The sequence below is a fragment of the Chitinophaga hostae genome (genome assembly GCF_018224885.1).
GTDB classification, from domain to species: domain Bacteria; phylum Bacteroidota; class Bacteroidia; order Chitinophagales; family Chitinophagaceae; genus Chitinophaga; species Chitinophaga hostae.
The window spans coordinates 81,740-97,920 of sequence record NZ_JAGTXB010000014.1; the positions used below are offsets into that span (position 1 = coordinate 81,740).

Consider the following 16,181-nt stretch of genomic DNA (forward strand, 5'->3'; position numbering starts at 1 on the left):
CGTTTACGGGCTGTAAAGAAATAGTATGAAATTAACCGGCAGATAGTTGCTGAAATTGTTTGGGAAGAAAACCGGTAACCTGTTTGAACGTACGGGTAAAATGGCTTTGGTCAAAAAATCCGCAGGCATGGGCGATCGCCGTAAGCGGCGCCTGATTGCCTTGTATCATCAGTATCGCCTTCTCAATTTTTATCTTGCGCATATACGCTCCCAGGGAGCAATTAAAATAAACGGGGAAGTAGCGGGAAATCGTAACGGGATGTACATCCAGGATCACCGACAGTTCTTCTAAAGCCAGTGTTTCATCCCAACGGTCAAGCAGCAATGCTTTGAGTTGTTGTATCCACGGTGGCATGGCCCGTTTGCCGGCCAGCGGCGGTTCAAAACAAGGCAGTAACAGGGAAGGGATCGTTGCGGCTGCAATAGCATCGCCACAGCTGCACTCCCTGTAAATTTTCAGTAAGGCGTATTTCATATCCGCCCGCTGTTCCGGATAGCGTTCGGATGCGCTGAATTGCAGCTCATACTTCGATAAAAAATCATCCGTTATTTCAACATTGATATTTTTGGAAGGATGTTGGGTATGGCTGTTTTTATGACGCTCGCCGCTATTGTAAAAGAGCAGCTGTCCGGCGCCAACTTCCTGTTCTGCGCCGGAGCGCTGCTCCCGGTTGCCTCCCTTTATCAGCAGGGATATATGATGATGTTCATGACAATGCCAGCCCTGGTATGCCTGTTCATAGTATGCGGCCTCGCTTACTATAATACCTTCCTGCCGGAATAACTCCTGCACTACTCCTAAAAAGCGGCCTTCTTCTAATTGCTGCATCTGTGCTGGTTTTAGATGCCCGGAATATCCCCGGCAGATTTTAAAGATAGGATTTTAGCCGCCTATCCGGTCATGATACCAATACTTTTTTAATGGGTGCTCCTTTTCCGTTGGTGATCAGGTTAAACAGGCTTGTTTTGGTGAACTGATCCCAGCTTTTTACACAGCTGTCATAACACTCAATGCCTGGTACGATGCCGATATGCATAAAATCGATCGTGGTTAAATGTGCCTCCGTGGTAATCTCAAAGCTGATGCGGGTGTCGTTCCATTCCTTTTTGTCTTTAAGCTGGGGGATAAAGCAGTCTGTTACCAACCACACTGCTTTCTTGTTGGGTACAAATTCAACGACGTTAAAGGTCATATAGGTGGCGCCAAAATGTACGGTGAACACGTCGTTCAGGCGTGTAGCAGAGCCTTCGGTATTTTCTGTCCACCAGGCGGCAACGTTGTTAATGCTGTTGAATGCTTTGCCGGCCGTAGTGTTGGCCACTATCCGGGACTGGTAATCTTGCTGGTTCATGTTGTTTGATTTGTATTTAATGATGAGCGTTTAATACGTAACTTTAAAGTTACACAAACTTATATGTAACTTTTGAGTTACCCAAATTTATTTTTGAAAAACGACAGCAAAGGGTACTCCACTGGTCTTCTCCCGGAAAATACCTATCTTCATTGCCTGTTATAACCGCCTGCAACTGAAAAATGGAAGATGAACTTATCCTGAAAAATATTGAACGCCATATTCATCTTGAAAAAGAAGAAGTCAACCTGTTCTACTCCCTGCTAACATCCCGTTCTCTCAAAAAGAAGGCATACCTGCTCCGGCAGGGCGAAGTCTGCAAAACGGAGAACTTTATTGTCAAGGGCTGTCTGAGGATGTACACCATCGATGAAGCCGGTCTGGAACACATCGTGATGTTTGCGGTAGAAGGCTGGTGGGCAAGCGATCTTTTCAGCTTCTTCACCGGCGCGGCATCAGATTACTATATAGATGCACTGGAAGACACGGAACTGTTACAGATTTCAAAGCCCGACCTCGAGCTGTTGTATGAAAGGGTCCCTAAGTTTGAGCGCTTTTTCAGGATACTGCTGCAGAATGCATTTATAGCGCAGCAACGCCGTATTAATCAAAATCTGTCTTTTACCGCAGAGCAACGCTACCTCGATTTTATAACAAAATACCCCCAGCTGGAACAGCGCATCCCCCAAAAACAGGTGGCTGCTTATTTAGGCTTTACTCCGGTATTCCTCAGCATGCTCCGGAAAAAATTAAGCCGGCAATAATTTCTTCAACCAGTTTAATTTTTTTGGTTTTCCCGCGTCGTTTATTTGTGTTTCTAAATACATACAAATAGATGAAACAGCAAATTTTTAGCACACGCAATGACTGGACCGGCCTGATCTTACGCCTCACGCTCGGCTTGATATTATTTCCTCATGGCGCGCAAAAAGTATTCGGATGGTTTGGCGGCCCCGGGTTTACTAATGAAATGGCCTTTTTTACGGATACCCTGCATTTACCCTGGCTGATCGCATTCCTGGTGATCGCCATTGAATTCGTTGGCGCTCTTTCCCTGATCATTGGTTTTGCCTCCAGGATATGGTCGATAGCGATGATCTGTTTGTTTACCGGTATTATTTTTACGGCCCACGCAGAGCATGGCTTTTTTATGAACTGGTTCGGCACCCAAAAAGGAGAGGGGTACGAGTATCATTTACTGGTAATTGGCTTGTCGCTGGCTTTGCTGGTGAACGGCAGCGGCAGGTATGCCATCGATAATAGCTTGATTAAACCGGCAAAGATGCCGTTGCCGGCACTGGTGTTGCCCGTAACCCTGCTCCTGTTATTCACGGCCTGTAATCATTCTGCTCCGGCTGCGGAACAAAAAAATAAGCAGCTGGTAGAACGTTACTTCAACGAAGTATGGAATAGCGGACACGTGGAAGTACTTGATGAATTGCTGAGCCGGGATTATATCAATCACACGCCATCTGTGCCCGATCCGCAAAAGGGCCCGGATGGTTTGAAACCAATTGTAAACGCAATACGGAAAGCTTTTCCGGATCTGCACTATACGATCAAAGATATTATTGCCACCAACAACAGGGTGGTGGCGAGGGTGGTGATGACCGGCAGCAATTCCTGTTTGATCTGTTAATGTAAACTTCACAGCCATTATTTTCTCCTCTACCTGAAAAGGGCTAATTTACTTTTAAATTACCCTATGTGCAATCCGCTGTTAAACTAATCGCCCTTTTTACAGGTTTGTTAATGCTGGGCAGCTGCTCTAAAAAAGAAGCACTGCCGGCGCCCGACTCAACGGATAGTTTGGGTAAGATCAACAAATGGGTATTGGACAGCATGCGCAGATTTTATTACTGGAGTGATCAAATACCTTCCAACCCGGACTATGCGCTCAGCCCGGAACTTTTTTTTAAATCACTATTGTCTGTTAACGATCGTTTTTCCCATATCAGCGGACCAGATGTACCTCCCGCCAGCAATGCCTATTTTACATTCGGATGTCAGTATGCTTTTTTACAGGTACCCGGTCTTGATCAGTATATCGGGGTCGTTACGTTTATAAATAACGGTGGCGCGGCAGACCAGGCCGGATTTAAACGCGGCAGTTATTTTATACAGGTAAACGGCATGCCCGTAAATGCGCAGAACATGGGGAAGGTTAACCAACTGCTGAATAGCAGTGGTCACCTTATGCTAACCACAGCTACCTATCAGAACAACACCTGGAAAGCGGGCGATACAAAGGCGCTGGATCCCTACTACCAGTCTGAAAATGCCGTTTATTATACCCGTCTTTTTTCCGGAAATAGTAACAAAACCGGCTACCTGTATTACACCAGCTTTAATGAAAATGTAGATGAAAGCCTGTTGACAGCCTTTGCAAAATTTAAAAGAGAAGGCGTCAGCGAACTCATAGTGGACCTCCGTTATAACGCCGGCGGGAGCATAGCCTCCTGCGCCAAACTAGCCGCATTAATAGCCGGCAATCTTGGTAGCAACGACATCTTTGCCGTTTACCAGGGTAATCAGCAGGAAGGAAAGCACGCACATAGCCTGCAAAGTGTGCTGAATACCTCGGCAAATGCAACAGGCCGCCGCTTTGCTGACCTGCAGCCCGGGCAACTGCAGCTGAACAGGGTTTTTGTGCTGACAACAAATGCCACCGCCTCATCGGCCGAGCTGCTGGTAAACAACCTGAAACCTTTTATCAATGTGATCCAGATCGGTGAAACAACCACCGGGAAAGACGAGGCCAGCTTTACTATAAAAGACCTGCACAATCCTCCGTTGATCGACTGGACACTACAGCCCATTGTTTACAAACTGTTTAATAAAAACAACGAGGGCGGATATGCCGGCGGCCTGGTACCGCAGTATAAACTCAGCGAAACGGGAACCTTACCGCTGGGCGACATCGGCACCAACAAAGACGTATTGATACATAAAGCGCTGGAAATAATATATGGCGCCGGTTATAACGGTGATCCGACAGATCTGCGGATACCTGCATTACATCCGGTCCTCAGCGCAACAACCATTTACAGATCAGCTGTGGAACAGGCATCCAAAGCCGCGCCGGTACTTATCCGGTAGCCAGCAATGGTATTGCCCCAATTAACCTTTTAATAATGTTGGATAGCAGGGCGGTTGAAATATATTTGCCCGGCTGCTAAAAAATATAGGTAGCATATGGATCTCCTCGCACTCAAAATAAAGAATGGTAACGAGTTAGCCTTCAGAGAGTTTTTTGATAAAACTTATGCCAGGGTGTATGCATACCTGGTAAAAGCATTCGACAGCAACAACATCCACCTCGATGATATTGCACAGGAAGTATATGTAAAATTATGGCAAAACAGGGCACAGATAGATGAAGAACAATTCCTGGAAGGCTACCTGTTTAAAATCCTCAGGAATACCGTTATCTCTCATTTCAGAACACTCGCGAAAGACAAAAAACGTAATAGCGGGTATACCCGGTCCATACAGGAAACCCACCGGAACCAGCTCTATGGCAGCTATACCGACGCTTTTAAAAATATCCACGAAAAAGAAAATAACCAGCACTATGAACAGGTGATGAAGGGAATAAGCCCTTTAAAACAACAATGCTTTCGCCTGCACCGGGAGTTTGGTCTTACCTATAACCAGATTTCACAAAGGGAAGGGATCGCCATCAAAACCGTAGAAAAATATATCCGCCAAACGTCCCGTATCCTGCAGTCAAAATTATTGACAAAAATACAGTTTCTTCTCATCAGCATTATTTTATTGGTAGCCTGAATAGCCTGTCCCTGCTGCATTACACCTGGTTCGCCACCACTTAACAATTCCTTAATACATTTTGAGGAGGGATGACAGGTATTTCCAGCGTACTTCTTACATGGATACCGGAAAAATACGCTCATACCTGGCTGGACTGAAAGCCGGCACCTTAACCGCCGCGGAAGAAACATGGATTTTGCAGTTCCTGGAAAATGCGTCGGAAGAAGAGCTCCTGCAAATCTTTCCGGAAGAGGAATGGCTGGAGCAACAGCCCGTGCAGCTAAGCAGCACGGTACTGGATCATGCTTATGAGCATATTGCTCCGCATGTATCCGGTAAAATAATCCGCCGGCCGGCAGCCTGGTGGAAAAGACCGGCAGTTGTCAGTGCTACTGCGGCGGCAGTATTGGTGGTTGGTATCGTTGTATGGTGGACCAACAAACCAGGCGTCCGGAAAAACAGGGAGGTGGTGATGGAATGGAAAACGGTTGCAACCCTGCCAGGGGAACACATAGTGGTGTATCTCCCCGATAACTCCCGGGTATATGTTAACGGCGCCTCCAAAGTAATGTATCCTGAAAAATTTTCGGCACAGCTCAGAGAGGTGAAGCTGCTGGAAGGCGAGATCTTCCTGGATGTAACAAAAGATGTGCATAAACCATTTAAAGTGATAACCGGTAAAGTAGCCATTGATGTGCTGGGAACATCTTTTAATGTACGAAACTACACAACAGAAGGTACTACGGCCATTGCCGTTAAAACAGGTAAAATAGCCGTCAGCAGCAGCGGAAACCCGGATAGTGTGATGCTGACACCCGGAAAAAGAATTGTTATTTCGGAAGCCACCGGTAATTCACTACTAACGGAAACGGACCAACGTATTGTAGACGGATGGATAAAAAATGATCTTGTGTTTACCGATATGAAGATGCAGGATGTATTCAGAAGCCTGGAATATAATTACGGGCTAACATTCGAAATACATAATTCCGGTATACTGGATAAGCATATCAAAGCTACGTTCCGCCATAAAAGCAAATGGGAGATTGTTCACCTGTTAAGCAAGATGGTGCAGTTCAAATATGAAGTGAAAGATTCATTGATCATCATAAAATAATTGGAAAACCTGTCATATTAGCACACGCTAAAAAAAAGAACAAGAATGCGCAATTGTACAACAAATGGCCCCCGGAAGGGGGAACGGCGGAGTATTGTCAACACTTTTACGGGTCGCCTGCTCAGCTGTTTTATGTTAATTATTTTATGTGGGAACGTTTTGTTTGCACAACAAGGTGCAAAGAAACTGGATGTTTCTTATAACCAGGCGCCGTTAAGCCAGTTAATAAAACAGATTGAAACGCAAAGTAATTATGTGGTAAATGTGGTAAAGGAAGATGTAAACCTGTTGACAAAGGTCACCGTAAACATTAGCAGCGGCACAGTGCCGGAAATACTTTCCGCCGCATTAAAAGGCACAGGGTATAATTTTCAGCTGGAAAATGATGTGATTACCCTTCATAGAAAAGCCAGGGAAAAAACCGCTGCCGGTAAACTCACCGGGCAGGTGCTGGATGCAAAGAACGGAGAGCCGGTAATCGGGGCTACGGTGAAAGTGGGCGCCCAGGGAACCGCCACCGATGTAGAAGGGAAATACCAGCTGGAGCTACCTGTTGGCACTTACGCCCTGCAAATCAGCTCTATCGGTTATATCAGCAAAAAGATCAATGAAGTGATTATCAGGGGAGAAACACCCGCGTTGTTGAACATTACATTAAATGCACAAAAGGGCACGTTAAAAGGTGTTGAAGTAGTGGCTTCTGCCAGGAGGGAATCAATTGCTTCCCTGTATCTCCGGCAAAAAAATAATGCAGCTATATCTGATGGTATCAGCGCAGAACAGATCAGCCGCACACCGGATAAAAATATAGGAGAAGTATTAAAACGCGTAAGCGGGATCGCTACCATGGATAACAGGTATGTGGTGGTGCGCGGCCTCAGTGAACGCTATAACCAGGCGGTGATGAACGGGCAGGTGATGCCGAGTACAGAGCTGAACAGGAAGAATTTCAGTTTCGATATCATCCCCTCCAATATCGTTGAAAATGTAACGGTGATCAAAACGTTGACGCCTGACCGTAGTGCCGAATTTGGCGGCGGATTGGTAGAAGTGAACACGCTGGATATACCAACGGAGAATTTTTTGAACCTCAGTGCAGGTGGCAGTTATAACAGTAAAACGACCGGGAAAGATTTTGTGTCACTTAAAATGGATGGACGTGAGTATTGGGGCCAGGTGTCAAAACACCGGGAGTTGTTTGGCACGCTCGACTGGAAAAGCCGCAACGATATTATCGACCGATACCAGTCACACAGTAACGATCCCGCTATTATCAATAATAACTGGGGACTGTATCGCTTTACGGCGCATCCCTCTCAGAATTATCAGCTGTCGGGCGGCCGTGTATTCCCCGATCATAAGGGAGGGCAATTTGGTGTGGTGGCATCCGTGAGTTATCGCAATACCTTGTCCACACAGGATATACGTATGAGTCGCGATGGTTTTGATGCGCAACTGAAACCGGGTGACCCGGCCGGGGAGTTTGTGGGTTATAATGGCAAACGTTATGGATTTACCACCAATGTGGGCGGTTTGTTTGGAGCAGGATACCGTAATAAGCGCCACAAAATTGGCTTTCAGAGTTTGTATCTCCGCACACTGGATCAGCAGTTGCAATTGGGCGGCGACTCTGTTGCATTAGGCTACTATGATCTTACAACACAAACCAGGCTATGGCAAAACCAGTTGAAAGGAGAGCACCTGCTGGGCAACAAGGGAATAAAGTTCAGATGGATGGGCAGTTATATCCACCTGGATCGCCAGAAGCCCGACAATCATCAGAACACAACAGGTTATACCCAGGTGAATCCGGGTGATCCGAGCGATTACAATATTGGCGAGGCCAAGAGCAGCGGAGTGAGCGCGGGCGCACTGCGCTGGTGGAACCGCGCGCTGGAGAACAATTTTACCTGGGATGCATCCTTGTCGGTACCCTTTAGTTTCAACGCAGGGAAGCTGCCTTTTAGTAATACCCTTAAAGCAGGGTACGCCGGCTGGAGTAAGGACCGGCTTTTTTATGTGGTAAATGCAGCAACGGGTTTTTCATCCAATATTTATACGCCTCCTTTATCAAAAGCTTTCTCTGCGGAGAATAAGGTCACTTTTGCTTTTGATAAGTTCGGCGACAATTTCCACCGCACTGCTGCTTTACACGCATTTTATGCGATGCTGGATGATAAGATCGGCGAAAAATGGCGACTGGTGTGGGGGGTACGGGCGGAGTATTATGATCTCAATAATGCGAACGCCAATCTCGATTCCGCATTTGCCAACATTAACAGTACAAGGAATACCGGCCAGCAGTTTGATTTTTCTGCGATAAAAAGCCGGGAGCCTAACCTGAGGTGGTTTCCTTCCGCCAACCTGACCTATCGCGTTACACCAGCTATGAACCTGCGTTTGGCCTATGCAGAGAGTATTATACGGCCCGATCTGCGCGAACTATCCTATTTCAAGGAATATGATTTTGAGCTGGGCGGCGTTTACCAGGCTAACCTGGTAAGGTCATCCTTGCTGAAACACCTTGATTTTCGCTATGAGTGGTATCCGGCTCCGGGGGAGGTGTTATCTGTTTCCCTGTTCTATAAAAAAATAGATTATCCTATGGAGATATATAAGCAGGGAGATAACCGGGAATATGAACTAAGGAACAATCGTTCTGCAAAAAATTATGGTATTGAACTGGAAGCCCGGAAATCACTGGCTTTCACTAAGGTGCCTGTGCTGCGCAATATCACGCTGTTTGGCAATTTTACCCGCTTATATGCCAGCGTATTACGGATGACCACCAGCATCAACGAACTGGATCCGAATAATCCGTTAAAGATTGTGCCAACAGATGTTATAGGAGCGGAAGAAAAACGCCCGCAGGCGGGCGCCAGTAACCTGATGGTAAATGCGGGATTGTATTACGATACCAGGCCTGTTTCTTTGAGCGTCACCTATAACTATGTTTCCAACCGCCTGTTCAGACCTTCTGAAATATATTTTCAATCGCTGTTTGAACGGCCTATGCAAAGCCTGGATGCCCAGCTGGCAGTACACCTGTTGAAGAGGCGGATGGAACTTAAAATGAACGTTGCGAACCTGCTGAATAGTTATTCGCTGGTGTACTGGAATCCTTTTTCCGGTCAGCTGGATATACTGGATCATAAAAAAGATCCGACCACCAAACAACTTTTATACAAACGAGGTGAAAGCCGGATTGATTATGAAGCCCGTCCTGGCACCACCTGGAGCGGAACGGTGAGTTACCGCTTCTGATGAAGACGGATGGTTGATGCGGAAAGTAAAGAGAAGACATACGCGTATCCCCATATATGTACCCTGATCAGGTATGCTTTTTAACCTAAAAAAACAAAAACAAATGAAAAGAAAACCATTGATTTTTTTAGCATTGCCTGTTGCCGCATTAGGCATGATGTTAATCTCGTCCTGCAAAAAGGATCTTCAACGTACCGACGATCGTCCCCTGAACGCCGGCGTACTCGCTACCGGCTGTCTGGATGCAACTGTCGACAGCACCATTACCGGTGTTATTAATACTAACTTATCTTTAAGCAATACCAAACGCTACAAGTTAAGTGGTATCGTATATGTAACAGCAGGACATACCCTCACTATCCAGCATGGTACACGTATCCTGGGTCTTGCCGGTACTTCCACTACTCCTGGTGGCGGTCTGGTTATTACCCGTGGTGCAAGGATCAACGCGGTTGGTCAGGCTGATTGCCCGATCGTATTTACTTCTTATCGCTACAATGATAACACCGTTTCTGATTCTGCGAAATCAGGTGACTGGGCCGGCGTTATTATCCTGGGTAGAGCGCCTATCAACAATCCAAGCAGCGGCGATTCCGCCCGTATCGAAGGTATTCCTAACGGCTTCCCTGCAAGCCCTTACTATGGTGGTACCAACGATGCAGATAGTTCCGGTATCTTGAAATATGTTCGTATAGAATATGCAGGTTATGAACTGGCGGTTGACAACGAAATCAACGGTTTAACACTGGGAGGTGTTGGTAGCAAAACAGTGATCGATTACGTTGCTGTAACAGAATCAAAAGACGACGCGTTTGAATGGTTTGGTGGTTCCGTAAATGCAACTCACCTGATCTCTATCAATGCACTGGATGACATGTTTGATACCGACAACGGTTACAACGGTAGTATCACTAACGCATTAGGTTTGGCCGATCCGCAACGCGCCGACAAGAGCCAGTCTAATGGCTTTGAAAGTGATAACAGGGCTGATGGCGCCGTAACTACCCGCATCACACATCCTAAGTACAAATTTGTAACGATAGTAGGTGTACAAACGGCTGCAGCAGCACTGGATTCTACCAAAGGACCATCAGGTACCGGACGTTATGGTCGTGGCGCTCAGCTGAGAAGAAATGCAGAGTTTGAAATCACTAACTCTATCTTCATGGGTTACAACTTCGGTGTTTCTATCGACACCGCTTTAGGTAGCACCGGACCTAAGTACCGTGCCGGTACATCCTTTATCAAGAGCAGCTTTGCACATGGCTTTGGTCCAACTCCGTTCGTACTTAATACTACGCCATTTGTAGCAGAAAGTAATGGTCTTCCTAATAAGGGCGTAAGGTTTGATAACGCCAAAACCTGGTTTTATACAATGGCACTGGCAGCCAGCCCAGCTAACGTAGGTATTAAAAATGCAAACCCGAATGCATCTTTGTGGTTGGTTTCTCCGTTTAACAGAACAGCTGTGACCAACTTCCAGTCCAGCGGAGCTGCAAGCGGCTCCGGTTCCCAGATCAATACATGGGCATTGGGTACTACACCTAACAAGTGGATACAGGTTAGATGGTAAAATTCTTTTAAAATTGGTAATAACGTATAAGGTGCTGCCTTATACGTTATTACTTTATCAAAGTAAGGCATTATGCAAAAAATCGGTTTGTTCGTTATATTAGTTGTTATTTTATTCAGCGCCTGCAGTAAAGGTAAAGCACCGGAGGAGCATTATTTCGGCGCCATCAAGGTCACTTACCTGAATCTTCCTGATGCAGGAAAGGCAGACATATTCCTGGGTACGGAAAAACTGGGACAGATAGATCCGGAGGCAGCAGATAACCTTGATTTCATGTTTCCCGCCGGTAAATCCGGTGTGCTTAAAATTTATAAGGCAGGCACCACTTCCCTGATCGCAGATACCAACATCGCTATTGCTGCCAACAAAACACAGCAATTCAGAGTGGGCTACAGCGAATCACTGCAAATAAAGGGTTTCATCAGCGATGTGAACGTACCGGCAGATTCTATCCGGATCCAGTTTATCTATAATGTGAGGAAACCGTTTAATCCTTATCCCGAGGTAGATGTACATCTCTATACGCTTTTTATGGAAGATGCCGGCATAGTGATAAAAGGGCTGAAGCTGAACGACGCTAATCCCAAAGTATGGACATTCCCGAAGTTGGGAGAGGGAGATAATCCTCCCGGCTATTTTTTTAAGCTGAAAGATGTGAAAACAGGGGAGTTTATTAAGCAAACCGCGGATGGCGGCGATATGTTTCCATTGATTGCAGGCACTCCCGATTACTACGGTCATTATCTTTTTGTAAATATCAATGACGATCAGGGGGAGGAAACAGAAAATTACATAACGGCTACCATCACGGTACTATAACTTATTTTTCATCCGTTTGTGACACGCCTTCAAGGCTTCGTTCAACAACTTTTTTAACGCGGGTGCATGGATCTCCTGCTCTGAACCTATCTCCACATACCGGTGTACTTTGCCCGAACCTTTGAGCAATTTAGCAGGATCGGGCAATTCAATGCCTTTGTAAAACCCCGCCTTCAATAAAGCCATCCAGCGATATGGCTAAGTTCAGAATGATCTTTCTCATACCCTGATTTTTTTGAGTTAACAGATAGGGTAATAGAACAAGCGTACCCAAAATATAGGAAAGAGACGTGAATATGCAAACAGCGGCGATCATGAGCGGGCCCGTCAGTCCAGCATTTTCCTGGAATATTTGCTTTTGTATTCCACCGGGGTCATCCCTGTATTACGCCTGAAAACGTCCCGGAAAGTTTGTGTATCCGTATAGCCAACATTCACCATTACCTCCTGGATGGATTTTCTGCCGATTTCCAGTTGCTTTTTTGCGCCTTCAATTTTGACCCGCTGTATATATTCAGCGACGGTGTTCCGCGTAGCTTTCTTAAAGCGCCGTTCAAACGATCTCCGGCTCATGTTGAATTGTTTCGCTAACTCATCCACCGTAAGCTTATGCCTATAATGCTTTTCAATGAATAGCTGTACTTCTTTTATGATGTCGTCGTGATGGTCTTTCAGACCATGGAACACGATGAAGGGCGACTGTATGCTTTTGTCGAGGTCGATCACGAAATACTTGGCTGCATAGATGGCAATTTCCCTGCCTGCATATTTTTCCACCAGGTGCAGCAATAAATTCCAGTAAGCATTACCGCCTCCGCTGGAATACAGCCCATGCTGGTCGGTGATCATGCGTTCATCGGCCACATCGATAGAAGGGTAGAAGTACTTCAATTCGTTGGCATAGCTCCAATGGGTAGTACATTGTTTGCCTTTCAGGAGACCGGAAAAGGCGAGCAGAAAAACACCGGAGCTTAAACAGGCTATTTCCACACCTTCCTTGTATTGTTCCACAGCCCAAAGCGAGTAGGGCGTATTGAGCATAACGGCGGTGGTCATGTCGCCCGTTAACGCGGGAATAATAATGAGATCGGCGGTTTGTATGGCCTCCAGCCTGACATCCGGTGTTACTTTAAAAAGGCCGCCATTGTACTTTACCTCCCCGGTAATGCCGGCCAGCTTTACCTCAAACAGGGGCTTTTTCCCGCGCTCGGTCAGAAAGGTGTTTACCATGGTAAAAACATGCTGGCAGTCAGCAATGGAAGCCACAGCGGCATTTCTTATGGTAAGAATGAATATCTGGATCATGATCATCAAATATAGATCAAATGGATGACGCAAATACCCACCATAAGTTGCCGTATTTACCATTTATACCCATTGCTTTCTGTCTTTACCTTTGGTGCATCATCATTAAACATATTATCATGAAGGCAATAACCACGTATTTTAATTTCCTGGGTAATACCGAGGATGCCATGAATTTCTACAAATCTGTTTTTGGAGGAGAGTTTACTAACCTTGCCCGTTTTAAAGACACTCCCGGCAGCGAAAATATGCAACCTCATGAGCGGGATAAGATCATGAATATTACATTGACTACAAAAAGCGGCGCTATTCTGATGGCAACAGACTTTCTGGAGTCAATGGAGCAAAAAGTGGAGTTGGGAAACAACATACACCTGGTTATTCATACGGATTCGGAAGAGGAAGTAGATAGCCTGTTTAAATCACTGTCGGCAGGCGGAAAAATAGAAATGCCGGTGAACAAAACTTTCTGGGGGGCTTATTTTGGCATGTGTGAAGATAAGTTTGGCATCAAATGGATGCTTAATTATACTTATCCCGCTGCCAATTAAAACAGTTGCCGTTGCCTGCCGGAAGCAGCGCCCGGAATATACGGGACGGTTTTCCGGCAGGCAACGGGATGTTAAATATTCGTCTTTATGATCGTTGTATGGCTGTTTGCTTTCTCCTGGCGCTCAGGTATTTTCTTACCGGGATATCATACGCAATCATTACCAGGTAAGCGAATGCCACTAAAAGCAATGTGCCGCCTATTACAATAAACGTGAGTTGAGTGGTATCAGGTTTATGGCTGTTGTAATAGTTAAGAAACACCCAGATCGCAACGTAATGTGTCATGTACAACGGGTATGATATTTTCCCGGAAAACACACAGATCTTTTTAAACGCTGGCGTAAGCCTGGCGCCGGCTCCGAGGGCAATCAGCAAAGGAAAATAGAATAGTACCACGATCACTTCCGCCAGCCAGTTCCAGCTGAAATAAGGCATTAAAAGGGCCGCTAACAGCAACAGGCACATACCTGCAAAGCCCAGCCTGTTTTTGATAACCAGGTTGAAACGGAATATCAGCAGTCCTGCCAGGAAAGAATAAGAGACACGTGCGCCGCCATCCCAGAAACTATCTTTTCCCCAGCCACCCATCACACCTCCTGCACGATAACCGACATAGGCAAGCGCTGCTGCCGACAGTATCGTTAATATCACCAGGAAACGGCGGCTGATTTTATGCAGGATGACTGCATACACAATATTGGCCACGTATTCCCAGAACAACGACCAGGCCGGCGCATTTAAACCAAACAGGTTAAATGACCGTTCCTGCATTACCGGGAAAGGGATCAGCAGAAGAGACGTGAGGAATATCAGTGCAATCCGGCTAGCTCCATAGGTTTCAGGATGACCGCCAAACGGATCGAAGAGAAAACTTAACAGGCCCAGTACAGTACCCATTAGTACCAATGGATGCAACCGGATGACACGCGATTTGAAAAATTCCAGTATCCCCATTTTTTTTATCCTGTTATCATAGGCATATCCGATCACAAAGCCCGACAGGCAGAAAAAGAAGTCGACCGCCAGGAAACCATGGCCAACAAAATTTTTACTATAGTCAGTAATGGCCATTTCCATAAAATGGAAAACCACAACGGTTAACGCAGCGATCCCCCTTAATCCGTCCAGAATTTCAAAATGTTGTTTTGTTTGCAGCAGATCCGGGCTCAGTTTGTTCACGTTCATTGTACAGTTTTATAGGCAGGTCGCTTACCAGCGCTGTTTTACAGCCCATCGCATGCCGCCCGTTTTTTTTAAATGCCGGGTAAGATACTGTGAACATTTTAAACTTTCACCACTATGCCTTCATTTGTTGAACATCTATGTATAAAACCCCCCACCGATTGTCAAAATCTCCCCCCGCATTGCTGCGGCATAACAAATAGCTTTGTGTAAAAGGAATATGAAGACTTCAGCATCAGCGGCAACACCAAAGATACTGGTGACCGGTGCATCAGGACAAAGCGGCTCGTTGGTGATCAACGAATGTATCAGGCAGGGGATTGCCGTCAGGGCGCTGGTCAGAAACCCCGATAAAGCGGCTGCATTTAAAGGTGCCGCAACAGTGGAAATGTTAGCGGGGGATATGCTTAAACCCGAAACTTTAATGCCCGCATTGCAGGGGGTGGAGCGGGCATTGCTCATTTCCAGCTCCAACGAGGTGATGGTGGACACCCAATGCACGTTTATTGATACATGCAGAAAAGCAGGAGTACCTCACGTGATAAAATTTTCCGGAGAAGAATGCCAGACGGGATATGACTTCAGGAATTTCCGTTTTACAAAAGAACACCGGCAGATAGAAACACACCTTGAGCATTCAGGACTGCAATGGACACACCTATGCCCCAGCCAGTTTATGCAGGTATATCTGAGGGAAGCCGGTTCTGTCAGAAATAAAGGAGCACTGTTCTTATCGCTGGAGGATATCAGCATGTCGCCGGTAGACCTCGAAGATGTGGCAAAGATAGCAGTGGCGCTGCTGCAGCAGGGTGGGCATCAATCAGAACGGTTACGCATCACCGGTCCGGCTGCGTTAACGATGTCGCAAATTGCAGCGATCATCACCAGTGTAATAAATAAACCGGTAAACTATGTGAAGGTTTCCCAGGAAGCCAGAAACCAGCTGCTGCTGAATGCAGGGGTTCCGCTATATCTCGTGGAAGCGATAGCTGCGCAAAGTGAAGAACGAAGAAGACATCCGGATGCATTTGTTGATCTGAGCACACATCAACGCTTTAATATAAAGCCCTCCCATTTTGAAGCATTTGCACTACGCCATGCCGCGGTATTTGGCCTCTCTTAAATACATCTGATGATATCCCCGGAAAATCCTTTCCGGGGAATTTATTTTTTATTGTTTTCCTATGGAAAAATATTAACTTTATTTTTATACAATCGATTGTAAAACCTATTTCTGGATTAGCCC

At 46.0% G+C, this 16,181-nt stretch carries 14 protein-coding genes; 10 read left to right on the forward strand and 4 right to left on the reverse strand.

Annotated elements, in window-relative coordinates; genetic code table 11:
- Positions 1-31: 31 nt before the first annotated feature.
- Both KE626_RS23955 and KE626_RS23960 read right to left on the reverse strand, forming a co-directional pair.
- Positions 32-829, reverse strand: a complete 798-nt coding sequence (locus KE626_RS23955) for a helix-turn-helix transcriptional regulator (protein WP_211975542.1) — start codon at positions 827-829, stop codon at positions 32-34.
- A gap of 70 nt (positions 830-899) precedes the next feature.
- Positions 900-1,352, reverse strand: a complete 453-nt coding sequence (locus KE626_RS23960; protein ID WP_211975543.1) for an SRPBCC domain-containing protein — start codon at positions 1,350-1,352, stop codon at positions 900-902.
- Between the two features lie 182 nt (positions 1,353-1,534).
- On the opposite strand from KE626_RS23960, the gene KE626_RS23965 reads away from it, so the two are divergent.
- The 8 genes from KE626_RS23965 (at position 1,535) to KE626_RS24000 (ending at position 11,896) form a co-directional block, all read left to right on the forward strand.
- Entirely contained in the window at positions 1,535-2,116 is a 582-nt protein-coding gene (locus KE626_RS23965; protein ID WP_211975544.1) for a Crp/Fnr family transcriptional regulator, read from the forward strand.
- A gap of 71 nt (positions 2,117-2,187) precedes the next feature.
- Positions 2,188-2,991, forward strand: coding sequence for an ester cyclase (locus tag KE626_RS23970; RefSeq protein ID WP_211975545.1), 804 nt, complete (start codon positions 2,188-2,190; stop codon positions 2,989-2,991).
- Between the two features lie 68 nt (positions 2,992-3,059).
- Entirely contained in the window at positions 3,060-4,451 is a 1,392-nt protein-coding gene (locus KE626_RS23975; RefSeq protein WP_211975546.1) for a S41 family peptidase, read from the forward strand.
- A 96-nt stretch (positions 4,452-4,547) separates the two neighbouring features.
- On the forward strand, positions 4,548-5,141 hold the full coding sequence (locus KE626_RS23980; protein ID WP_211975547.1) for an RNA polymerase sigma factor: 594 nt from the start codon (positions 4,548-4,550) through the stop codon (positions 5,139-5,141).
- A gap of 100 nt (positions 5,142-5,241) precedes the next feature.
- Positions 5,242-6,240 (forward strand): FecR family protein, encoded by a 999-nt coding sequence (locus tag KE626_RS23985; protein WP_211975548.1) that lies wholly within the window; start codon positions 5,242-5,244, stop codon positions 6,238-6,240.
- A 45-nt stretch (positions 6,241-6,285) separates the two neighbouring features.
- Entirely contained in the window at positions 6,286-9,504 is a 3,219-nt protein-coding gene (locus tag KE626_RS23990) for a TonB-dependent receptor (protein WP_211975549.1), read from the forward strand.
- A 103-nt stretch (positions 9,505-9,607) separates the two neighbouring features.
- On the forward strand, positions 9,608-11,077 hold the full coding sequence (locus KE626_RS23995) for a hypothetical protein (protein ID WP_211975550.1): 1,470 nt from the start codon (positions 9,608-9,610) through the stop codon (positions 11,075-11,077).
- A 72-nt stretch (positions 11,078-11,149) separates the two neighbouring features.
- On the forward strand, positions 11,150-11,896 hold the full coding sequence (locus tag KE626_RS24000) for a hypothetical protein (RefSeq protein WP_211975551.1): 747 nt from the start codon (positions 11,150-11,152) through the stop codon (positions 11,894-11,896).
- Positions 11,897-12,223: 327 nt separating this feature from the next.
- Here KE626_RS24000 and KE626_RS24005 read toward each other — a convergent pair whose 3' ends face one another.
- Positions 12,224-13,201 (reverse strand): GlxA family transcriptional regulator, encoded by a 978-nt coding sequence (locus KE626_RS24005; protein ID WP_211975552.1) that lies wholly within the window; start codon positions 13,199-13,201, stop codon positions 12,224-12,226.
- A gap of 119 nt (positions 13,202-13,320) precedes the next feature.
- On the opposite strand from KE626_RS24005, the gene KE626_RS24010 reads away from it, so the two are divergent.
- Complete coding sequence (locus KE626_RS24010; protein WP_211975553.1) at positions 13,321-13,752, forward strand: VOC family protein; 432 nt, start codon at positions 13,321-13,323, stop codon at positions 13,750-13,752.
- 85 nt (positions 13,753-13,837) lie between these two features.
- On the opposite strand, the gene KE626_RS24015 is transcribed toward KE626_RS24010, so the two are convergent.
- On the reverse strand, positions 13,838-14,938 hold the full coding sequence (locus KE626_RS24015; protein ID WP_211975554.1) for an acyltransferase family protein: 1,101 nt from the start codon (positions 14,936-14,938) through the stop codon (positions 13,838-13,840).
- A gap of 217 nt (positions 14,939-15,155) precedes the next feature.
- Between KE626_RS24015 and KE626_RS24020 the strand changes: the two genes are divergently transcribed.
- Complete coding sequence (locus KE626_RS24020) at positions 15,156-16,058, forward strand: NmrA family NAD(P)-binding protein (protein WP_211975555.1); 903 nt, start codon at positions 15,156-15,158, stop codon at positions 16,056-16,058.
- Positions 16,059-16,181 lie beyond the last annotated feature (123 nt).